The sequence below is a fragment of the Streptomyces sp. CB02058 genome (assembly GCF_001905505.1).
Lineage (GTDB): Bacteria > Actinomycetota > Actinomycetes > Streptomycetales > Streptomycetaceae > Streptomyces.
Map to the genome: position 1 here is coordinate 1,371,491 of NZ_LIPG01000001.1, position 21,878 is coordinate 1,393,368.

The 21,878-nt window shown below is 73.2% G+C and carries 19 protein-coding genes; 14 read left to right on the plus strand and 5 right to left on the minus strand.

The annotated features are described in order from the left end of the window. Positions 1 to 353 precede the first annotated feature (353 nt). Together AMK10_RS06305 and AMK10_RS06310 are read left to right on the plus strand one after the other, a co-directional pair. Entirely contained in the window at positions 354 to 1,043 is a 690-nt protein-coding gene (locus AMK10_RS06305; RefSeq protein WP_073745585.1) for a DUF4255 domain-containing protein, read from the plus strand. After that, entirely contained in the window at positions 1,040 to 3,154 is a 2,115-nt protein-coding gene (locus tag AMK10_RS06310; RefSeq protein WP_073745587.1) for an ATP-binding protein, read from the plus strand. The genes AMK10_RS06305 and AMK10_RS06310 overlap by 4 nt, the downstream gene beginning before the upstream one ends. Positions 3,155 to 3,218: 64 nt before the next feature. Here the strand turns inward: AMK10_RS06310 and AMK10_RS06315 are convergent, their stop codons facing one another. After that, positions 3,219 to 4,748: a COG1470 family protein gene (locus AMK10_RS06315; RefSeq protein ID WP_073745589.1), complete on the minus strand. Its 1,530-nt coding sequence runs from the start codon at positions 4,746 to 4,748 to the stop codon at positions 3,219 to 3,221. A 331-nt stretch (positions 4,749 to 5,079) separates the two neighbouring features. Between AMK10_RS06315 and AMK10_RS06320 the strand changes: the two genes are divergently transcribed. The 4 genes from AMK10_RS06320 (at position 5,080) to AMK10_RS37625 (ending at position 7,893) form a co-directional block, all read left to right on the plus strand. Continuing rightward, positions 5,080 to 6,705, plus strand: coding sequence for a phage tail sheath family protein (locus AMK10_RS06320; protein ID WP_073745591.1), 1,626 nt, complete (start codon positions 5,080 to 5,082; stop codon positions 6,703 to 6,705). Between the two features lie 107 nt (positions 6,706 to 6,812). After that, a complete protein-coding gene (locus AMK10_RS06325) occupies positions 6,813 to 7,256 on the plus strand; it encodes a phage tail protein (protein WP_033298593.1) in 444 nt (147 codons plus the stop codon). Further along, entirely contained in the window at positions 7,256 to 7,738 is a 483-nt protein-coding gene (locus AMK10_RS06330; RefSeq protein ID WP_073745593.1) for a hypothetical protein, read from the plus strand. Before AMK10_RS06325 ends, AMK10_RS06330 begins: the two co-directional genes overlap by 1 nt. Next, positions 7,735 to 7,893: a DUF6760 family protein gene (locus tag AMK10_RS37625; RefSeq protein ID WP_198959632.1), complete on the plus strand. Its 159-nt coding sequence runs from the start codon at positions 7,735 to 7,737 to the stop codon at positions 7,891 to 7,893. Before AMK10_RS06330 ends, AMK10_RS37625 begins: the two co-directional genes overlap by 4 nt. Positions 7,894 to 8,404: 511 nt before the next feature. Here AMK10_RS37625 and AMK10_RS06335 read toward each other — a convergent pair. Both AMK10_RS06335 and AMK10_RS06340 read right to left on the minus strand, forming a co-directional pair. Continuing rightward, positions 8,405 to 8,584 (minus strand): hypothetical protein, encoded by a 180-nt coding sequence (locus tag AMK10_RS06335; RefSeq protein WP_073745595.1) that lies wholly within the window; start codon positions 8,582 to 8,584, stop codon positions 8,405 to 8,407. A 726-nt stretch (positions 8,585 to 9,310) separates the two neighbouring features. After that, positions 9,311 to 10,420 (minus strand): hypothetical protein, encoded by a 1,110-nt coding sequence (locus AMK10_RS06340; protein ID WP_143194942.1) that lies wholly within the window; start codon positions 10,418 to 10,420, stop codon positions 9,311 to 9,313. 1,033 nt (positions 10,421 to 11,453) lie between these two features. On the opposite strand from AMK10_RS06340, the gene AMK10_RS37405 reads away from it, so the two are divergent. The 8 genes from AMK10_RS37405 (at position 11,454) to AMK10_RS06375 (ending at position 19,012) form a co-directional block, all read left to right on the plus strand. Then, positions 11,454 to 11,603: a hypothetical protein gene (locus AMK10_RS37405; RefSeq protein WP_158070863.1), complete on the plus strand. Its 150-nt coding sequence runs from the start codon at positions 11,454 to 11,456 to the stop codon at positions 11,601 to 11,603. An 85-nt stretch (positions 11,604 to 11,688) separates the two neighbouring features. Then, positions 11,689 to 12,126, plus strand: a complete 438-nt coding sequence (locus AMK10_RS06345; RefSeq protein WP_073745599.1) for a phage tail protein — start codon at positions 11,689 to 11,691, stop codon at positions 12,124 to 12,126. A gap of 3 nt (positions 12,127 to 12,129) precedes the next feature. Then, entirely contained in the window at positions 12,130 to 12,852 is a 723-nt protein-coding gene (locus AMK10_RS06350; protein ID WP_073745601.1) for a CIS tube protein, read from the plus strand. Then, positions 12,852 to 14,723 (plus strand): VgrG-related protein, encoded by a 1,872-nt coding sequence (locus AMK10_RS06355; protein WP_073745603.1) that lies wholly within the window; start codon positions 12,852 to 12,854, stop codon positions 14,721 to 14,723. The genes AMK10_RS06350 and AMK10_RS06355 overlap by 1 nt, the downstream gene beginning before the upstream one ends. Then, positions 14,723 to 15,166, plus strand: coding sequence for a GPW/gp25 family protein (locus tag AMK10_RS06360; RefSeq protein ID WP_073745605.1), 444 nt, complete (start codon positions 14,723 to 14,725; stop codon positions 15,164 to 15,166). Before AMK10_RS06355 ends, AMK10_RS06360 begins: the two co-directional genes overlap by 1 nt. Beyond that, positions 15,166 to 17,124, plus strand: a complete 1,959-nt coding sequence (locus AMK10_RS06365) for a putative baseplate assembly protein (RefSeq protein ID WP_073745607.1) — start codon at positions 15,166 to 15,168, stop codon at positions 17,122 to 17,124. The genes AMK10_RS06360 and AMK10_RS06365 overlap by 1 nt, the downstream gene beginning before the upstream one ends. Before the next feature lie 62 nt (positions 17,125 to 17,186). Next, positions 17,187 to 17,774 (plus strand): phage tail protein, encoded by a 588-nt coding sequence (locus AMK10_RS06370; protein WP_073746093.1) that lies wholly within the window; start codon positions 17,187 to 17,189, stop codon positions 17,772 to 17,774. Then, positions 17,771 to 19,012 (plus strand): NADase-type glycan-binding domain-containing protein, encoded by a 1,242-nt coding sequence (locus AMK10_RS06375; protein WP_073745609.1) that lies wholly within the window; start codon positions 17,771 to 17,773, stop codon positions 19,010 to 19,012. The genes AMK10_RS06370 and AMK10_RS06375 overlap by 4 nt, the downstream gene beginning before the upstream one ends. 110 nt (positions 19,013 to 19,122) lie before the next feature. On the opposite strand, the gene AMK10_RS06380 is transcribed toward AMK10_RS06375, so the two are convergent. Together AMK10_RS06380 and AMK10_RS06385 are read right to left on the minus strand one after the other, a co-directional pair. Then, positions 19,123 to 20,163 carry an SGNH/GDSL hydrolase family protein gene (locus AMK10_RS06380; RefSeq protein ID WP_073745611.1) on the minus strand — a complete coding sequence of 347 codons (1,041 nt, stop codon included), beginning with the start codon at positions 20,161 to 20,163 and terminating at the stop codon, positions 19,123 to 19,125. 320 nt (positions 20,164 to 20,483) lie between these two features. After that, positions 20,484 to 21,719, minus strand: coding sequence for a M23 family metallopeptidase (locus AMK10_RS06385; protein ID WP_073745613.1), 1,236 nt, complete (start codon positions 21,717 to 21,719; stop codon positions 20,484 to 20,486). Positions 21,720 to 21,878: the final 159 nt, after the last annotated feature.

Here is a 21,878-nt window from a genome sequence, read left to right on the forward strand (position 1 = left end):
CAAGGGCCCCGCGGACAGGAGTTGGACGACACGGGGGCAGCGAGGATGCCCCGCGCTCGTCCCCCGGGTGCCTCGCGGGGCCGGTGCCCGCACGGCGACGATGGGCTGGGGGCACTCCGTGCCGAGCGGCCATGTCCGGCTGCGACGGCGACGGCCGGGCCACGCACGGCCGGGACCGGCGCGGTGACGGGCCGGTGTCCCCGACGGGCGGGTGTCCCCGAGGGACGGGCCCGGCAGACCGGTCCGTCACGGGCGGGTCCATGAAGACCGATACGGAACAGGTCCTCCCGGCACGGTGCGTTCGGCGACGAGCGTCCCGTGACGGGCAGCGACGGTGAAGGGCAGGCACGACCGTGATCCACGAGGTGGACGACATCCTGAGAGGGCTGCTCGTCCGCGGCGCCTTCGCCGGATCCGACGTCGAGGTCACCTTCGACGCCCCGACACGCGACTGGGCGGCCCGGCGCAACGCCCCGACCATCGACGCGTATCTCTACGACATCCGCGAGGACACCAAGCGGCGTACGCGCGGCAAGATGTCGGTCCGCGACGAGCAGGGGATCGTCCTCAGGCAGCACCAGCCGCCACGCTGGTTCCGGCTCTCGTATCTCGTGACGGCCTGGACCAAGCGCCCGCAGGACGAACACCGCATGCTCTCCGCCGTGCTCCACACGCTCCTGCCCAAGGAGATTCTTCCGCCGGAGGACCTGACCGGCACACTCGCCGGGCTCGGCCTCTCCGTCCCGCTGACCGTGGCGGGGCTGCACACCGAGGCCCGCTCGCTCGCCGACATCTGGTCCGCGCTCGGCGGTGAACTCAAGCCCTCGCTCGACGTGGTGATCACCGCGCCCTTCCTGGCGTCCCCCGACTACCAGGTCGGCCCGCCCGTCACGGAAGGACTCGGTGTCCAGGTGCGCGGGACGGACGGCCCGCCCGACGACAGCCCCGAGCGCCACCACAGGCAGGACAGCGTCGAGGCCGCCAAGGAGGACTTCGCGAAGAGGCACGGCGCGACGGGCACGCTCACGGAGCGGCGGGCATGAGCGACTCCACCTCGCCCCTGCTCGAACGGCTCGCCGGGCTGCGGGAGCGCGTCGCGTTCCTCGTCGAGGAGCGCAGCGCCACCGACCCGACGGCGGACGATCCGATGCGCGGGATGTATCTGACGGACGACGCGGTACGTCATCTGCTGTTCCGGAGCACGGAGAGCGCGGAGTATCCGCCCGGCGCGGAGGAGCCCGACGGGTCCGCGACGCCCGAGGCGGAAGGCGCGGACGAGCCGGAGGAGTCATCGGCCCCCGAGCCGCCCGACGGCGACCGCCTCCACTGGCTCGCCCACTGGCTGCGCCTCGGCCCGCTCGACACCCAGATCCTGCTCGTCGCACTGGCCCCCGACCTCGACCGTACGTTCGAGTCGCTGTACGGCTACCTCAACGACGACGTCACCCGCCGCAGGGCGACCGTCGCCCTCGCGCTCGACCTGTGCGGGGTGCCCGCGCACTCCGCCGCGGGACGGTCCCGCTTCCATCCGGCCGCGCGGCTGCTCGCACGCGGGCTGATCGAGGTGGAGGACCCCGAACGCCCCTTCCTCAGCCGCTCCTTGCGCGTCCCCGACCGGGTCGTCGCCCATCTGCTCGGCGACGACACCCCGGACCCCGCGCTCGACGGGACCGTACGCCTGCTGCCGTACCGGCCCGTGGAGGCGGACGTGGATCGGGAGGGCGCCGGGGCCGGGCCGCTCGCGGGCAGGCTGGCCGACCAGCTCTCGGAGCGCCCCCTCACCGTCTACCTGCGGGAGCACAGGGAGGGCGACGGGCTCGCCCTCGCCACCGCCGCCCTGGGCGCGGCCGGCATCCCGGCCCTCCACCTCGTTCCCGGGGAACGGCCGGGGCCCCACCGCTCCGAGGACCAGGCGCCGGACGACCGCACGACCGGGCCGCGCCTCCCGTGCCGGGAACTGCTCCGCGAGGCGCGGCTGACGGGCCGCGCGATCGTGGTGAGCCCGCTGCCCGAGAGGCCCGAGGAACTGATCAGGGCGCTCGCGGTGAACGACGTCCCGGTGCTGTTCACGGACCCGCGCCCCTACGACCCGCAGTGGTGCGACCGGGGGCGCGACCCGGTCGTCCTGGACGCGCCCCGGCAGCGGGCCGGCGATCTCGACGCCTGGCGGGACGCGCTCGGCCCCGGGGAGCCGGACTTCGATCTGGCTCCGGTCGTCGCCGCCTACCGGCTCGGACCCGGCGGCATCGACCGTGCGTCCCGCGCGGCCCTGGAACTCGCCGCGTTCGAGGGTACGGAGCTGTCGGCCGCGCACCTGCGCCGCGCCGCCCGGCAGCAGTCCGCTTCGGGCCTCGAACGGCACGCCCGCCGCATCCGGCCCGACGTCGGCTGGAACGACCTCGTCCTGCCCGAGAGGCCGCTCGGGCAGCTGCGGGAGCTGGTCCTGCGCGCCCAGCACCGCGACCGGGTGCTCGGCGACTGGCGGCTGAGCGCGGGCGGCGGACGGGGCCGGGGCGTGGTGGCGCTGTTCGCGGGCGACTCCGGCACGGGGAAGACGCTCTCCGCCGAGGTGGTGGCGGGTGAACTCGGCCTCGATCTCTACGTCGTGCAGCTGCCGTCGATCGTGGACAAGTACGTCGGCGAGACGGAGAAGAACCTGGAGCGCATCTTCACCGAGGCCGACCGCACGGACGCGGTCCTCCTCTTCGACGAGGCGGACGCCGTCTTCGGCAAGCGTTCCGAGGTCAGCAGCTCCAACGACCGTCACGCGAACATGGAGAGCGCCTATCTCCTCCAGCGTCTGGAGTCGTTCGACGGCATCGCGCTGCTGACCACCAATCTGCGCGCGAACATCGACGAGGCCTTCACACGCCGGCTGGACCTGGTGGTCGACTTCCCGTTCCCCGACGAGGAACAGCGCCTGGCGCTGTGGCGGCACAGCCTCGCCCACGTCCCGTGCGCCGACGGCATCGACCCGGTGTCCTGCGCGGCGGACTTCGAGCTGGCGGGCGGGTCGATCCGCAGCGCGGTCGTCACGGCCGCGTACGCGGCGGCCGGCCGCGGCGACGGCGTGTCGACGGCGGACCTGCTGGCGGGCGCCCGGCGCGAGTACCGCAAGGCGGGCCGGCTGGTCCTGGACGACGCGTCCTGGTAGCCGGACGCGCCGCGGGCCCGTGGTCCACCAGAGTGGTGGACCACGGGCCCGCGGGCCGGCCGCCCTACTCCATCGGCGCCGGGAGCCAGCCCTTCGCGATCACCGTGCCCGGCTGGTCCTGGCCGTTGATCCAGCCCAGCTTCAGCTTGTTGAGCGTCAGCTCGTCCAGGACGCCGGTCTCCTCGGCCTGGAACAGCCGCTGGTACTCCTTGATCCTGTCGAAGAGGCCCTGGGAAGGCTTCTCCTTGGGCTGTATGCCCTTGCGCAGATAGTCGATGTTGGCCTTCGTGGCGTAGACCGCCAGGTCCATGTCCCCGTCGTCGATCTCGGCCTGCGTGCCCCAGAGCAGCGCGTTGCGCGCCCACAGGACCTCCGGGCTGAACTCGTCCGGCTTCAGCTCCACCGTCTTCACGGCGGCGAAGTGCGACGCGAGGAGCGCCGTCATCGTGGAGCGGCCGATGTTTCCGGCCCCGTCGTTCTTCACCAGCTGGCTGAAGGCGCCGTACTTCGAGTCCTGGGACTCCTGGAAGCACTTCACGGCCTTCCGGGTCGCGTCGTCCAGCTTGCCCACCGTGTGCGTGGCGGTCAGCTTGCAGCCGCCCGCCCCCGTGACCAGCCGTACCTGTGCGAACTGCACGAAGAGGTTCGGCTTGTCCTCCGACGTGATGGGCAGCGGGCCCTTCTCGACCTTCTCCTCCTCCTCGGGCTCCTTCTCCTGCCCGCCGCCGCCCGACGCCTCGGGCTGCTCGGACGGCGCGGCCTCCTGCGTGGGCTTCTGGGTCGGCTGCTCCGGCGGTTCCTCCGGAAGCTCGGCGGCCGCCGCCTGCTCCATCTTCGGCTGCGCGAGGGTGCGGACGGGTGCCTTGTAGGTGAACCAGAGCACGAGGCCGGTGATGGTGAGAGCGAGCAGCAGACTCAGCGTGGTCATCATCCAGAACGGCAGCACACTGCGCTGGACGTACGTCCCGTTCACCGCGAGGGGCTCGAACCCCGAGCGCCGCACGGACAGTTCGTAGGGCCGCTCCTGCTTGCTGCCCGCCCAGGTGATCTGCCGGGGCTTGAGCGTCGCGTCGACGAAGGCCGCGCGGCCGGGCTGGATCTGGACGTTGGACGGGACGATCTCGTACGAGAGGTCGTCGCTGGCCTTGTCGCCGCCGCCGATCGACGCCGTGAGCACCGTGTTGCCGAGATTGTCGACGGCCAGCTTGGGCCGGCCCCTGAAGCGGCCCTTGACGGTCTGCGGGACCAGCTCGGCCCGCACCTCCATGAAGGTGGTGAAGGTGACGTTCCCCTCGGCGACCGTCGTGGCCTCGGGGTGCTCGGTGGGCAGGATGCGCACACCGTAGGGATGCGGCCCCGCGGTCGCGTCCGGGGTTCTGGGCGGGGCGAACGTCAGCTCCACGACCCCGGTGGTGCCTGGGAAGAGCCTGATGGACGGAGGTTCCACCGAGACGTACGGTGCGACGTCGCCGACCGCCTCGAAGCGGTACTCGTCGACGACATCGCCGGTGTTGCGCAGTCGCAGTCGAACGGTGGTGCTGCTGCCCGGGTCGACCGTGGTCGAGGCGGGTTCCAGGGATGTCCAGGTCGTCACCCGACGACGCTACTGCTGACGGGAGAGGCGCTGTCAGAGGCCGCGGGGTACTCCCGGTGCCCGAAAGGTATCGCCCGCTGCCCTCGCATCCCCTCGCGCGCGGCACCGCTCCAGGGGGCGCGCGACCGTGTCCGCGCCCGCACCGCGCCGTGCGGTGCCTCCGTGCGGCACGGGAGCCCTGGTGGCGCGAGAAGCCCCGGGAATCCTCCCGCGGTTGCCCCTGGGGGCATGACGGGTGCCCTCGACAAGGCACCGGAGGACGTTTACCCGTACGCCGCCGGGGAGCGAGGGTGAGTCTGGTCTTGTATCGGTACCCCGAGGAGAGCAGAGCATGCCGTCTTACCTGTCGCCGGGCGTGTACGTGGAAGAGGTGGCCAGCGGCTCTCGCCCGATCGAGGGGGTCGGCACCTCGGTGGCCGCATTCGTCGGGCTGGCGCCCGACGGCCCGCTGAACGAGCCGACGCTGGTCACCAACTGGACCCAGTACGTCGCGTCCTTCGGCGAGTTCACCGACGGCTACTTCCTGGCGCACTCGGTGTACGGCTTCTTCAACAACGGAGGCTCCGCCGCCTACGTCGTCCGCGTGGGCGGGGCCCCCGGCGGAGTGGCGGGCGCGCCGGGTGACGGCGCCGACGCGGCAGGCGCGCAGCGCGGCCGGCAGGCCGTCGCGGGCGGTGCGGCACCCGCCGAGCTGACGGCCGGCGAGCCCGCGGCCCTGGGCACGTTCAAGGTCTCGGCCGTCGCCCCCGGCGAGAGCGGCACGCTCAGCGTCGAGGTCACGGACGCCGAGGGCGAGGGCCCCGCCGAGCGCTTCCGCCTGGTCGTGAAGGACGGCGCCAAGGCCGTGGAGACCTTCGACGTCTCGGCGAAGAAGAGCGCCCGCAACTACGTGGTCACCCAGGTCAAGGAACGCTCCAAGCTGATCTCGGTTCAGGAGGGCGCGGCGGCGTCGCAGCTCGCCCGCCCCGACAACCAGACGGTCGCGCTGGAGGCGCCCGCGGCCGCCGCGCAGACCCCCGCGGTCCCGGACGCGGCGGAGGGCGAGTCGGTCGGCATCGCCGAGTACCTGGGCGACTCCTCGGACCGTACGGGCTTCGGCGGCCTCGAAGCGGTGGACGAGATCTCGATGGTCGCCGTTCCCGACCTGATGGCCGCCTACCAGCGCGGCGCGATCGACCTGGAGGCCGTGAAGGCCGTCCAGCTCGGTCTGATCGCCCACTGCGAACTGATGGGTGACCGGCTGGCGATCATCGACCCGCCGCCCGGTCTCAACGCCCGGCAGATCCGGGTGTGGCGCCAGGAGACGTCCAACTACGACTCCAAGTACGCCGCGCTCTACTACCCGTGGATCAAGGTCTTCGACCCGGCCGGCGGCCAGACCCGCCTGATCCCGCCGAGCGGTCACATCGCCGGCATCTGGGCCCGCAACGACTCCGAGCGCGGTGTGCACAAGGCCCCCGCCAACGAGGTCGTACGCGGCGCCGTCGACCTGGAGATGCAGATCACCCGGGGCGAGCAGGACCTGCTCAACCCGATCGGCGTCAACTGCATCCGCACCTTCCCCGGCCGCGGCATCCGCGTCTGGGGAGCGCGCACCCTCTCCTCCGACCCGGCCTGGCGCTACCTCAACGTCCGCAGGTACTTCAACTACCTGGAGGAGTCGATCCTCAACGGCACGCAGTGGGTGGTGTTCGAGCCCAACGACCAGGCGCTCTGGGCCCGGATCAGGCGGAACATCTCCGCGTTCCTGGTCACCGAGTGGCGCAGCGGCGCACTGTTCGGCGCCACGCCGGAGGACGCCTACTACGTGAAGTGCGACGCGGAGACCAACCCGCCGGAGTCGGTGGACCTGGGCCGGGTCATCTGCCAGATCGGTGTCTCCCCGGTCAAGCCCGCCGAGTTCGTGATCTTCCGGCTGGCGCAGTTCTCCGGTGGCAGCGGCGAGCTGGAGGAGTAGACGCCGCAGCCTCCCGCCCCGCTCGATCTCCCGCACCGCCGCGGATCCTGGCCTCGGGTCCCAGCCCGAGGCCCGGATCCCGGCCTCAGTAGAAGGAACGGCTTCTCATGAGTCTCTCCCAGGGTGACGCCCTCACCACCCACAACTTCGGCCTCCAGATCGACGGAGTCATGGTGGAGTACCTCCACGCCGTCGGCGAGGTGGGCATGGAGCAGGACGTCATCGAGTACCAGCAGGTCTCGGCGAACGGCCAGCCGATCACCAAGAAGATGCCCGGCGTGAAGAAGGCCGGCGAGACCACCGTCACGCGCGGCATGGAGCAGTCCACGGCGTTCACCGAGTGGATCAACGCCTCGCTCCGCGGCGACATGGGCTCGGCCCGCAAGAACGCCAGCATCATCTACATGGACTACCAGTACAACCCGGTCCGGCGTCAGCACCTGCGCAACGCCTGGTGCACCAAGGTGATGGGCGCGGCGGCGACGGCCGGCGAGGCCTCCGTGATGACCGAGACCGTCACGATCGTCTACGAAGAGCTGGTCACCGAGTAATGCGCCGCGGACCTGCCAGGCCCGCCACCGACGCCGCCGCCGCCACGTCCGCTCCCGCGGACGGGGCGGCCCCGGCCGTCGCCCCGGCGGAAGCACCTCCCGTACGGCAGCAGTTGCGGACCGAGTTCGCGTTCGAGCTGCCGCGCGGGTACGTGGACGACATGGGCACGGTGCACCGCGAGGGCGTCATGCGACTGGCGACCGCACGGGACGAGCTGATCCCGCTGCGGGACATGCGGGTGCAGGAGAACCCCGCGTATCTGTCGGTGGTCCTGCTCGGCCGGGTCATCACCCAGCTGGGCACCGTGGCCCACATGCACGACGGCGTGGTGGAGAACATGTTCGCCTCCGACCTCGCCTTCCTCCAGGACTTCTACCGCCAGGTCAACGCCGAGGGCCACACCAGGGCCGGCGTGTCCTGCCCGCACTGCGAGCAGCCCTTCGAGGTCGAGCTCGGCGGGAGCCGCCTGGGGGAATCGTGACGTACGCGACCGACCGCATCCATGAGGAGATCGCGTACATCGCCTACCACTTCCACTGGAACCTCGACGACATTCTGGACCTGGAACACCGTGAGCGGCGGCGATTCGCCGATCAGATCGCCACGTTGGTGACGCGTGCTGCAACGGAGCGGTGATGGGCATGTTCGACCGGCTCAAGGGCCGGGGCCGACCCGGTGACCAGCGCCGGGAGCGCGGAGCGGGCGGGGACGGTACGACACCCGGCCCCGCCCCCCGCGCTCCCGGCGCTCCCGCGGGTGAAGGAGCCGGTGCGGGCGGCGCCGGTGTTCCCGGCAGGGGACAGGGCTGGGCCGGTCTTCCGCCGATCCGGCTCGCGACGCAGGCTCCGGCGCGTCAGACGGTCGCGTCGGCGGAGTTCGGCGGCTCGCTGACCGCATGGCAGAACCCCTCCTTCTCCGGCACGCTCTCGCACGCCGTCCTCGACGACGCTCCGACCGGACTCATCAAGGACACACGGTCGTTCACCCTGGGGTCCGGGACGGCCGGTCCCGGCGAGTCCGGGCTCGCCCCGGCCGCCGCCGTCGACCACGGTCACGGTGACGGGGAGCCCGGCGGTACGGCCGCCTCCTGGCAGGGGCCGTCGGTCCAGCGCGCCCTGGGACCGCGGGTCGCTCCCGTACGGCCACGTCAGGCGCCCGCGCCCTCGGCGCTGACCCGTGCCTCGGCCCCGGGCACAGGGCAGCGCAGGGTGCTTCCCGCCGTGGCGCCGAGCAGGGCGACGCCCGCCCCGCAGGCCGCCCGGGCGGCCACGCCGACGTCCGCACCGTCGCCCTCGGCAGGCCCTTCCCCGGCGTCAGCCTCCCGCACTCCGCTGCCTCCTTCCTCCGGCACTCCGGCGCCTGCCCCCGGCCCGTCGCTCCCTCCGGCTCCCGCTGTCCGCGGCCCGCGCCCGGAGGGGGACCAGGACGGCCCCCGGGGCGGCTCCGCGCGGACGGAGCCGCCGGCCCCCCGGCAGCCCGGACCGCCGGCTGCGCCGAAGGCGGCCCCCCGGCCGGACCCGGCTCCGCCGGCCCGCACCTCCTCGCTCCCCGTGCAGCGACGTACGGCGGCGCCCCCCGCGCCACGGCGTGAGCCGGGTGTGCCCGGACCGGCAGCCTCCGCGCCGCGCCGGCGCCCGCTGCTCGGGCCCCCTCTGCCGGGACCGGCCTCGGTGCCGGCTCCACCGGCTTCGCGGACCGCACCGGCGCAGGGGCGTCCTGATGGCGCCGGTCCCGCGCCGCGGCCCTCATCGCAAGGACCGGCAACACCCGCGGTCCCGCCCCCGGGCATCCCCGGGGGCGGAGTGCCGTCGGGGCGCACCGGTGCGTCCGGCGGAGGGAACGGCGGACTGCCGTCCGCACGGCCGGTCCCTGCCGCCCGTCCGGCCGGAACGCGGGCGACAGGCCCGTCCGGAGCCGGTGCGGCCGGTACGGGTACGGGAACACCCGGGCCTCTTCCGGCCGTCAGGCCGAGGCTGGGCGCCCCGTCGAGCGGGCCTGCCGGCGGACGGACGAGCCCGGCGGCTGCCGCGACTCCCGGCCGGGCACCCCGCGTTCAGCGTTCCCCGGCAGCCGGCGGGCCGTCGACGGGACCGGTGCCCGCCGCCCCGGCACCGGCGCAGCCCGTGCGGCCGCGCGAGGCCGCCGCCGACGGCGGGGCACCGGGTGTGCGCCCGCCCACGACCACCGGGGCTGCTCCGGACTCCCGGCCTCTCTCCTCCGGTTCGCCCGGTGCCGTCACCGGTGCGAGCGGTGCGGTGCCGGGGCCCGGCAGCGTCCAGGGGCGCCCCGTCGTCCCGACGCGCGCGTCCACGGGCGCGGCCGGTCCGGGCGCGGGAACGACCAGTGCCTCAGGACCGGTGCGGCGGACGGCCGCCCCGGGCCCGTCCGGCAGCGGGGCCGTTCCCGCGCCGAGCGGTCCGGCTACCGGGCCGGGACCGGCGGTCCGGCCTCCGGTGTCCCGGCTCGGTGCGCCCTCAGCCGGTCCCGGCCCGGTGGCCGGCCCCCGTGCCCAGGCCCCCTCGGCATCCACGCATCCGGCTCCCGCCCGCCGCGCCGTACCCCCGGCCACCGGTCCGGCGCCCGCGTCCGGCGCGCCGGCGCCCGGTGTGCCCGACCGGCCGCTGAGCGGGTCCGACGCGGGCCGCTCCGCCCCGCCGACGGGTCCGACACCGCCCATGGCGGCCGGAGCACCCGGCGCCGCCCCCTCGGCCGCGGTGCCTTCGGTGCAGCGGTCCGCGCTTCCCCCTGTGCCGGTGCGGCGGCAGGGGGCGGCTCCGGCCGCCTTGCCGGTGAGCCCCACGCGAGCGGCGCCGGTGACCGGTTCCGTACCCGCAGGCGGTTCCGGTTCCGGGCCGGGTCCCGCGGAACGGGGGCCGGTCCGGGCCGTGGCGAACACCGCGTCCGGAAGCGGGCGTTCGGGCGGTGTGCTGCCCGTGCAGCGGTCGACCCCCGCCCGGCCCACGATCCAGGCCCCGGCCCGGGTGCCGTCTCCCGCCGCGCCGTTCACCGCCGCCCCGGCCTCCGGTCCCGCCGGGGCCCCGGCCGGACCCCGTCCGTCCGGGGCGCGTTCCCCTGCCGGAAACCAGGCGCCTGCCGGAGCCCCGGCGCCCGCCGCGCGGCCCGTGCCCGTGGCCCCGCTGCTGGGTTCCTCGCGGCCCGTCACGGCCGCCGGTTTCACCCCGCCGCCGGGTGGAACGGGGCCCGTGGCCCCTGCCGTGGGCAACGCTCCGGCCGCCGCCCCGCGGCGACGTGAGGCCACCCCCGTGCCCGGTGCCGCTCCTGTCGCCGTGCAGCGGGCCGCCGTTCCTGGCGCACCCGCACTCCCGGGCGTCCGTGGCGCCGCACCACGGCCCTCGCCGTCACCGGCCCCCGCGCCGGTGGCGAGGAGTGCCCAGGCCCCCGCGCCGGTGGTGAGGACCGCCCCGGCCGCCGTGCGTCTGCACCGCGTCCGGACCGCCGCACCGGGTGCCGTCCCGGCAGCCGGCGGTGGTGCCGGTGCCCGTTCTCACGCCGTACAGCGTTCAGCGGCGTCCTCGCCGCCGCCCGCCGTCCGTACTCCGCCCGCGACGGCACCCCGCCCCGGAGCCGCGCCCGCGCGCCCTGACAACGAAGGTCGGCGTCCCGGTCCCGGGACCACAGCCGCCCCGCTCGTCCAACGCGCCACAGCCGCCCCTGTCCCTCCGCGCACCGCAGCCGTCCCGGCCGTTCAGCCCTCCACGACCGTCCCGGCCGTTCAGCGCTCCACAGCCGTCCCGCTCGTCCAGCCCTCCACGACCGTCCCGGTCGTCCAGCGCTCCCGAACCGGCCCCGTCCCCGCCCCCGCACCGAGCGTCCCGTCCGTCCCCGTGCACGCGCCCGGCGTTCCGGGCCGGGGCGCCCGTACGCACTCGGCCGCGGCACCCGGCCTCCCCGGAGCTCCCCGCGCCCACCAGGCCCCGGATGCCCCGGCCGCCTCCGTGCCCCGGCCCGTCCGGAGCCCCGTCGTGGCCCTGGCGCCCGCCCGGCCCGCTCCGCCCGCCGCGCTCCCGGTGCAACGGGTGCCCTCCGTCCCGGCCTCGCAGCCCACCCCACCTCCCGCGCCCCCGATTCCGCCCCGGTCGCCCGCGCGGGTGACCGCACCGCCGCGCGCCACGCCCGTCGCCGGGCAAAGCGGCGGAGGCGGCGGCCAGAGCTCCGCGGAGAAGCCCGCGCCGTCCGTGACGAGCCAGTTCGCCCCGCGTGAGCTGAAGGAGGACCAGCTGGCGGAGCTGGTCCACCGGCTCATCGGGCCGATGACCCGTCTGCTCCGCACCGAGCTGCGGCTCGACCGCGAGCGGATCGGCAGGCTGCGCGACCCGCGCCACTGACCGCCCCGCGAAGAACGCCCGTACGTCCCAGACCGTCGCAACACCCGCCCCGACCGCACGTGGAACCGCAGGAAGGCCCCACCCGATGCCTCAGGAACTCGACGCAGGCTCCACCATCTTCTTCAACCTCACCATCGACGGTGAGAGCCTGGGCAACTTCAACGGTTGCGAAGGGCTCTCCTCCCAGGTCGAGATCGAGCAGCGGCAGGAGGGCGGCAACAACGGATTCGTCTGGCAGCTGCCCTCCCGTGTCACCTTCTCCAACATCACGCTGACCCGGCCCCTCACCGAGGAGACCGCGAAGGTGGCGGAGTGGATCTCCTCCGTGACCACCGGGGTGACCCGGCCCACCGGGCAGATCGCCGCGCTGCGCGCGGACGGCTCGCTGGTCGCGCAGTGGGGGCTCATCGACGTACTCCCCGTGAGCTGGCGCGGTCCCTCCTTCGACCCGGCGAGCCCCGCCGTGGCCACCGAGGTGCTGGAGATCGCCCATCACGGCTTCACGGACGCGGGGGAGGCGTAGCCGATGAACCTCTCCAGCTTCGGCATCGGCGACAGCCTGGTGCGGGCGACGCTCGCGATCCACCAGCCGCCGATCGGCAGCAGCACCAGCCCCGGCGCGCTGATGAAGACGTTCAACTTCGACTTCAACCCGTCCCAGCTGTCGCTGACCCGCAGGGCGCAGTGGAAGACCACGCCCACGGCCGCGGTGCGCGACGGCGCGGTCCCGGAGTTCATGGGGCCCGAGCCCCGGGAGATGTCGGTGGAGATCTTCCTCGACCGCTCCGACGACCCGGACAGCAACGACGTGCGCAAGAAGGTCGAAGCCCTCTTCTCCTGCTGCGAGACGACGACCGCCAGCATCGCCGCGAACCAGCCGTCGACCCCCTGGGTGGTCTTCGAATGGGGTGCCTTCTCCACGGCCCGCTTCAACGCGTACGTGAGCTCGGTGGAGGCCCAGTACACCCTCTTCAACACCAACGGGATGCCCATCCGGGCCGTCTGCCAGGTGAACCTGCACGAGATCCCGAGCAGCACCCCCGGCCAGAACCCGACCTCCGGGGCGCTCACCACCCGCCGCGTGCACCGGGTGGTGGCCGGTGACTCGCTCCAGCTCCTCGCCTGGCGCGAGTACGGGGACGCCACCGTCTGGCGCACGATCGCCGAGGCCAACGACATCGACGACCCGAAGTCGCTGACGCCCGGTTCCGAACTCATGCTCCCCGCCGCCGAAGAGGTCGGCGCCTGATGCCCGACATAGGTTTCTCCAACATCCTCGCGGTGCAGATCGCCGGCACCAAGCTCAAGTCCCCGGAGAACACGAAGCTCGTGGCGGGCCGGGTCGACTTCGGCGCGGGGGTGCCCGGGGCGTTCCACCTCACCTTCCGTGACGACAAGAAGGACATCCTCGCCAAGCTGAACGTCGAGATCGGCGTGCCCGTGGTCATCTCGCCCATGTCCGACGGCAAGGGCACGCCGCTGATCACGGGCGAGGTCACCGCGCTGGAGACCGACTACGACCGCACCGGCACGTTCACCGTCATCCGTGGCTACGACAAGGGCCACCGCATGCTCCGCCAGCGCAGGGTCGCGGCCTACAAGAACAAGACCGCCACCGAGATCGCCGTCGAGCTCGCGCGCAAGAGCGGCATCCCGCTGGGGAAGACCCAGCGGACCAAGGGGCAGTACGAGTTCATCAGCCAGGCCAACGTCACGGACTGGGACTTCGTCCAGCGGCTCGCGGACGAGAACGAGATGGTGATGTCCATCAACTCCAAGGGCCGCTTCCAGTTCGTCAAGCGCCAACTCGCCGCGACGGCTCCCCCGGAGAGCCTGCAGAGCGCACAGAGCGCGCTCCTCCTGAAGGGCGGCGAGGAGATCCTGCGCTGCCGTGCGGCGGTCACCTCGGCCGACCAGGTGACCACCGTCGAGGCGCGCGGCTGGAACGTCACCACCAAGCAGCCCCTGGTCTCCAAGGCGTTCGCCCGGACCAACACGGGCTTCGACATCGGCACCACACCGGCCGAGGTCTCCAAGACGTTCGGCAAGGCCGAACTCGTCGTCACGGACACGCCCTACGACAAGCTGGACGAGGTCAAGCACGCCGCCGACGCCGTGGCGGACGACGTGACCTCCTCCTTCGCCGAGGTGGAGATCACGGCACGCGGCAACACCGAACTGCGCCCCGGCGTCGCCGTCACCCTCAAGGACGTCGGCAAGCCGTTCCAGGGGAAGTACACCGTCACGGCCGCCCGCCACACCTTCGGGGACCAGGAGCACTACGAGACGTTCCTGAACGTCAGCGGGCGACAGTGGCGCTCCCTGTACGGGCTCACCTCCGGGGGCGGCGACGCCGGAGCGGCCGGGCTGCCGAGCGTCGCCAACGCCCTGGTCACCGACATCAAGGACCCGCTGAGGCAGGGCAGGGTCAAGCTGAAGTTCCCGTGGCTGGACGACATGTACGTCAGCGACTGGACCCGCACCGTCCAGTTCGGCGGGACCAAGGGCGGCAGCATGATCTCCCCGGACGTCGACGACGAGGTGCTGGTGGCCTTCGACCGGGGCGCCCTGGACCACCCGTACGTCATCGGCGGCCTCTACAACGGCGTGGACAAGCCCGACCCCGTCGACGTGCCCGTGTACGACCCGACGCGCGGCAAGGTCACCCGGCGCACCCTGTCCGACCGCAGCAACAACCGTCTCGACCTGCTCGACCAGAGCGTCGGCCTCAAGCGCGGGGTGCGCCTCTCCACCGGCGACAACCGGCTCACCATCAATCTGGACCGGACGAAGACCGAGATCGTCGTGGACAGCAAGGGAAAGGTCTCCATCCGGGGGACCGGCGCCGTGGCCGTCAACGCGGGCGGCAACCTCTCGCTCAACGCCGTGGGTTCCATGACGATCCGCAGCGGCGGACCCATGAACATCAACGCCAGCGCCCTGTCGGTGCAGGCAGGGGTGACGTCCGTGAACGCGAGCGCGCTGAGCGTGTCGGCCGGTGCCGCCATGACGCTGACCGCAGGACTGGCCCTGAAGATCAACTCGGGCGTGGAGATCGGCCTGAACGCCCCCCTGGTCCTGTCCAAGATGAAGCCGGTGCTGACGGTGGGAGGCATCTGATGGCCGAACAGTTCGTCGGCTCCGGATGGGCCTTCCCGCTGCGCATCAGCCCCACCGGCGGCATCGCGCTGGTCAGCGGGGAACGCGAGGTCGAGGAGGCCATCCGGCTCGTCCTCTCCACCGCGCCCGGTGAACGGCCGATGCGCCCCGAATTCGGCTGCGCCATCCACGACATGGTCTTCGCCCCCGTGAACGAGGCCACCGCAGGCCGCATCCAGCACGAGGTGCACAGCTGCCTGGACCGCTGGGAACCGCGCATCGAGGTGGACGACGTCGCGGTGACGGCCGGCGCGGAACAGGGCGTGCTCCTCATCGACGTCCGCTACTCGATCACGGGTACGAACAACCCGCGCAGTCTGGTCTTCCCGTTCTACGTGATCCCCTCCCACGACGGGCCCGAGGGGTCCGGCACGCCCGACGAGCACTTTGGAAGCGACCGCTGATGGCCCTGCCCTCCCCGAACCTCGACGACCGGCGCTTCCAGCAGTTCGTCGACGACGCCAAGCGCTACATCCAGCAGCGCGCCCCCGAGTGGACCGACCACAACGTCTCCGACCCGGGCGTGACCCTCGTCGAGACGGTCGCGCACATGGCCGACCAGATCGTCTACCGGCTCAACCGGGTGCCGGAGAAGAACCACCTCGCGTTCCTGGACCTCATCGGGATCACGCTCTTCCCGCCCTCCGCGGCGCGCGCCGACGTCACCTTCTGGCTGTCGGCGCCGCAGCAGCAGCCCGTCGTCCTGGCGACGGGCACCGAGGTCGCCACCGTCCGCACCCAGACCGAGGACGCGGTGGTCTTCGCCACCGAGCGCGAACTCACCGTGATCCCGTGCGAGTTGTCGTACCTCGTGGTCCAGTCGGTCGACCAGGAAGCGGTCGACCGCACCTCGGACCTCGCCGAGTCCAAGGACGTGAACTGCTTCACGGAGGCCCCGCGCCCCGGTGACCGCATGCTGTTCGGGCTCAGTGCCGCCGTACCGGAGTGCGTGGTCGTCCTGGAGCTCGACAGCCAGGTCGACGGCGTCGGCGTCGACCCCCGACAGCCGCCGCTCGTCTGGGAGGCGTGGACCGCCGACGGCTGGGCCGCCTGCGACGTCGACCGGGACACCACCGGTGGCCTCAACCGCCCCGGCGAGGTCGTGCTGCACGTCCCCGGCGGGCACGCCCTCTCCCGCACCGGGCGGCGCGAGGCGGGCTGGCTGCGCTGCCGGGTCACCGACCCGGAACAGGGTCAGCCCTTCTACACCACCTCGCCCACCATCCGCTCCGCCGAGGCGTTCACCATCGGCGGCACCACCGGCGTCGTGCACGCCGAGACAGTGCGGGACGAGGCACTGGGGGAGGCCACCGGGCTCCCCGGACACCGGCTGCGGCTGGCCAACAGCCCCGTGGTCGGCGACGCGCAGCCGTTGCTCCTCCAGGTCGCCGAGCGCGACGGCTGGGTCGACTGGGAGACCGTCGGCCACTTCGCCGCCTCCGGCCCCGCCGACCGGCACATCACCCTGGACGCCACCACCGGCGAGATCGCCTTCGGCCCGTCCGTCCGAGAACAGGACGGCACCCTGCGCCAGTACGGGGCCGTGCCGCCCAAGGGCGCGCCCATCCGGGCCCGCCGCTACCGCACGGGCGGCGGAAAGGCCGGCAACGTCGCCAGGGGCGCCATCCAGGTGCTGCGCGACTCCGTGCCGTACGTCTCCGACGTCGTCAACCGGGAGGCCGCGCGCGGCGGCGTCGACGGGGAGACCGTCGAGGAGGCGAAGCGCAGGGCGCCCATCGCGCTGAGCGCGCAGGACCGCGCCGTCACCCTGCGGGACTACGAGGAGCTCGCGCGGCGCGCCGCGCCCGAGACCGCGCGCATCACCTGCCTCGCGGCCGACCCGGACGAGCACGGCGCGCACGCCGTACGGGTGCTGGTCGTCCCGCAGGCCGTCTCCGACCCGGGCGGCCGGCTGCGCTTCGAGCAGCTCGTCCCCGGGGACGCCCTGCTCGGGCGCATCACCCGGTACCTGGACGAGCGCCGCCTGATCGGCACCCGGCTGGCGGTCGGGCCGCCGTTCTACCAGGGCGTGACGGTCGTCGCGACGGTCCACGCCTTCCGGGGCGCCGACACCGACCGGGTCAGGCGGCAGGCGCACGACGCCCTGTACCGCCATCTCGACCCGCTGACCGGGGGCGCGCACGGCACGGGCTGGCCCTTCGGCCGTCCCGTGCAGGCGGGCGAGGTGTTCGCCGTGCTGCAACGGGTCCCCGGCGTCGAGCTGGTGGACGAGGTGCTGCTGCACCCCGCCGACCCGCTCAGCGGCAAGCGCGGCGACCCCACGGAGCGCATCGATCTCGAAGCACCCGCGCTCGTCTTCTCGTTCGACCACCGCGTCCGGGTGATCGGGGACGCCTCGTGACCACGAGCGGGAGCAGGCGGGGCTCCGTCGACGGACTCGGCTCCTCGGCACCGCTGGGCGTCATGCTCCCGGCGGTGTTCGCCGACGACGATCTCGCCCAGCGCTTCGTCGCCGGTCTCGACGAGGTCCTCGCGCCGCTCCACAACGTGCTCGACTGCCTGGACGCCTACTTCACGCCGTCGCTCGCCCCCGCGGACTTCACCCGCTGGCTCGGCAGCTGGGTGGGCGCGGAGACCGAGGCGCCCGACACGGCCGGGGCCGAAGACGGCCCGGTCACGAAGGCCCTGCCCACCGCTTCGGCCGCCGCCCACCCGCAGGACACGCCGGAGACGGCCGCGCTGCGCGCCGCGGTGACCGCCGCCGTGCGACTGCACCGCATCCGCGGCACCCGGCGCGGACTGTCCGAGGCGGTACGCCTCGCCTTCGGCGTGGAGCCGGAGATCACCGAGAGCGGCGCCGCCTCCTGGGACGCCAGGCCCCTGGGGCCGGTCCCCGGCGAGAGCCGCCCGCATCTGCACGTCACCCTGCGGCTGCCGGACCCCGGTCCCGCCGCCGAGCACCGGCTGGAGCGCCTCGTAGCGGCAGCCCGCCCCGCCCACATGCCTTACACGGTCCGAGTGACCACCGCCGAAAGGACTTCCGACAGGTGACCAGTCAGCAGGCTTCCTCCTCCACGCCACCCCCTTCAGGGGCCGCCGCGGACACAGGGGACCGGCCGCGTCACTGTGCCGAGTGCGGTACGCGGGCGACCCCGGGCCAGTCCTTCTGCGACGACTGCGGCGCGGTCCTGAGCTGGACCCCCGGCCCGGCCGCGAGCACGGAGCCCACGAGCGAGCCCGAACGCGCCCGCGAGCCCGAGCCCTCGCGTGAACCGGAACGCGAACCTGTGCGCGCCGACGCGCCGCCCTTCGTCCCCGAGGAGGACGACACCCTCCCCACGATCCCGGCGGCCACCGACGCACCCGCGCCCGCCCCCGCCACGGACGCCGACGCGAGCGCCCGGGCCAGGGCGCTGCTCGTGCCGGTCGCGGACCAGGGCCCCGCCGCACCGGAACCGGACGTCGCCCCGGTCCTCCCCGGCATGCCCGCCGCGGCACGTCCCCAGGTCCAGGCCCCCCGAGGCGAACCGGCCGACGAGACGGGCCCCCCGTGCCACTGGTGCGAGGTCGGCAACCGCCCCGACCGGCACTTCTGCCGACGCTGCGGCATGTCCCTCGACGAGCGCCCCGGCGTTCCGGAGGCCCGGCGCCCCTGGTGGCGGCGGCTGCGGGACTTCGGCAACGGCCCGGCGCCGTGGGCGGGCGACCGCCCGAGGCTGCGCCGGGGCATCGGCCGCGTCTTCACCTGGCTCGCGTACGGCCTCGCGCTCGGGCTGGTGATCTACGCGGCCTTCAACGTGAGTACGGCGTGGAACGCGGCCCGTGACCACTTCGCGAAGCGGGCGCAGATCAGCCCGGACTCCGCGGCGGCTTCCCGCTCCTTCGGCGGCCACCCGCCCAAGGTGCTCTTCGACAAGGTCAACAACAGCTGGTGGGGGCCCGGGGTCTCCGAGACGGCGGAGGGGGAGTGGGTCGAGGCACGCTTCCAGGAACCCACCCGTCTGCTGGACATCCTCATCACGTCCGGCATCTCCGCCAAGGCGTCCGACCTCTCCGAGGCCGCGCTGCCGCACCGCATGGACGCGGTCATCACCACGGCCGACGGGAAGAAGACCACCCGCCAGATCAAGCTCGACCAGATGAGCGGCCCCCAGCAGCGGAAGTTCCGGGCCCAGAACGTCGTCAGCGTGCGGTTCGTCATCCGCTCGGCGTTCAACACCGGCTCCGACAAGCAGGTCTCGATCGCGGAGATCGAGTTCTTCACCCGCGCCACCACCAGCGGCACCTGAGGCCCGCTCCGGGACTGACAGGCGGGGTGTCCGGAACGCGTGGAGCCTTCCGGACACCCCGCCTCACCCGAGGGGGCCGCGTCCCCGGACCGGGCCGGGCCCCCGGGGCGTCAGCGTTCGAGGAGAGCGATGCGGATCGCCCGCTCCACGTGTGCCGCCGTGTTGGCGTGGCCCTCGGCGTTGGGGTGGACCAGGGTGACGCGCTTGCCGATGGGACCGCAGTTCAGCAGGGTGCCGGGCAGCCTGGACGGCCAGTGGTCCGCGGCGTCGCCGCAGATCCCCTCGACCCACTTGGTGTCCGCCGGCTGGCAGGCGTCGTGGCCCACGCTGGACGAGTAGATGTCGACGTAGCGGTCGCCGAAGAAGTTCGTGACCCGCTGGATCGTGCTGTTCAGCTGCTTGAGCACGTCGTCACGGAGCCAGTCGATGTCGGTGTGCTTGATCGAGCCGAGCTCGGTGAGGGAGAGGCGGTTGCAGTCACTTGCCTCGTCCGGCAGGATCGCCGGGTAACCGACCGTGATCACCTTGGCGTTGGGCGCCGCCTGGTGCACCTCGGCCAGCATCTCGATGTACTCGTCCTGGACCCGCGCGAGCTTGTCCTGGATGCTCTCCTCCCCCTCGGGGGGATTGGTGTAGTGCTCACGGCAGGACTTCGTGCCCACGCCTTCTTCGAGGCACTTGATGAGCATGCCGCCGAAGGGAAGGCTGTTCCCGCCGACACCGATCGTGACGATGTCGGTCTCGTCGTCGAGCTGGGCCCGCTTGATCTGCGGGTCCACCTCGGACCAGCCGTCGGCCGGAGGCTGGACCGGGCTGATCGGCTTCTGCTTGTCCTTGGCGATGTGGGCGATGGTGGCGTTGCCGCAGCTGACGTCGGTCAGGTGGACGGTCTTGCCCGGCGGGAACTCGGCGAGTTCCCCGTTGACGACGTCGGGATACGAGTTGGTGCTCCGGTCGCAGCCGTCCCGCGAAGCGTCACCGAGCGCGGGCAGCGGGTCTCCGACGAACCCGCCGGCGGTGTACGAGTCGCCCAGCGCGGCCCACTCGTACTGGTCGGCCGCCGCCTGGGCGCTGACGGAGGGCGAGAGCACGGCCGCTGCCAGCACGAGCCCCATGGCCAGTGCGCGGGCGCGGGAGACAGGGTGTCGCATGGGATGGATCCTCCAGGATCTGTGGAGGGCACCTGGGCCGAGATGGCAGGCGCCTCGGCCAAGATCATCCACGCGAACGGACCGCCCCCTTCCGGAATCTGAACCGGCATCCCTCGATCGAACCAAATGGTCAGATCTTCGTGTTTCCCGTGGCCGCGAGGCCCGGCGGACAGGTCACTGACCGCACGGTCGTGAACTCGAACTGCCCTGCTCCGCATGCCGGTTGGCGATCCTCTTGCGATCACCGGGCACGCTGCTCCGCCCGGCCCCGCCGGGGGTGACCGTGTGTAGCCCACGCCCCCACGGCCGGTGCGCCGCCCTCAGAGGATCAGGCCCTTGGCGCGCAGGAACGGGACGGGGGAGATGTCGGACCCGAACGCGGGCCCCGTGCGGACCTCGAAGTGCAGATGCGGCCCCGTGGCGTTGCCGGTGTCGCCGGACCAGCCGATGAGCGTGCCGCCCTGGACGCTCTGGCCGACCACGGCCTTCACCTGGGAGAGGTGGGCGTACTGGCTGAACGTGCCGTCCTCGTGACGGATGACGACCTGGTTGCCGTAGTCCCCGCCGTCCCCGGCCGTGACGACCTCGCCGGGGCCGATCGCCTTGACCTGCGTCCCGGTGGGGACCACGAAGTCGACGCCGGTGTGCAGACCGGTCGACCAGGAGGTGCCCCTCTGGTGGTACGGGGTGCCGGCCGGTCCCTCGACGGGAAGGGTCCAGCCGCCGGACATGGCGCCGCCGACCGGGACGACCATCTTGGGGGAGAACTTCATGACGGCCTCGACGTATGCGTACGTCTCGCCGTCCGCTCCGCTCGCCCGCGGCACGCCGCCGTACTCCTCGACCGCCTTCCATCCCAGCCGGTAGCCCGCCAGGGCCAGTTCGAGGGGGGCGCCCCGGTAGCCGGGGTGCTTCTTCGCGGTCCCCAGGAGCTCGCACATCTTCCTGCCCTGCGCCGGTATGGCGTCCGCCGGGTCCAGGACGTCCTTCACGCCGTCGTTGTTGCCGTCGATGCCCTCGGCCGCCCAGTCGGCGTCGGAGAACTGCGCGATGCCTCTGGTGACGGGCCGTTCGGCCTTGGACGCGTCGGCCAGGTCCGCGCCCGGGGAGCCGTCCTCGGAGCCGGGGCCGGTGGTCGCTTCCTCGTCGGCGAGGCCGTCCCCGCCCGCCTTCTCGTCCTCGGCCCGCTGCTCCGCGCTCCGCGGGTCCGTCAACGAGCCCTCGTCGTCCGCCGGCTCGCCCGCCGCGACCGATCTGGCCCTCGCGTTGAAGTTGCTCTCCCGCTTCAGCTGCGCGGCCAGCACGGGCGCGGTGAGCAGCTTGTCGCCGCAGTCCTCCGCAGCGTCACGTATGAGCTTCGCGTACATGACGGGGACACCCACGTCGCCCGCCTTCAGCTCGGTGCCCACCGACGCGGGTACGCCGCCGCCGGCCGCCTCGCTGTCGTCGGAGCCCAGTAACAGAGTCCCGATTCCGATGGACACCGGCGTCACCACACCCACGGCAACGACCGGCACCAACCAGCGAGCGATCCTCACGAGCCCGAACTCCCCCATTTGAACCTTGCGTTGGGGATCACTATGTCATTCGTGGCGGACGGATCCGGACGAACCCCCTGCACCCCGGGGCGCGCGGGACGGCCGAAGCCGACGCAACCGGCTTCGGCCGCCCCAGCGGCCGTACGACACCGCCCGAGCCGAGGGTGATCCGCCTCG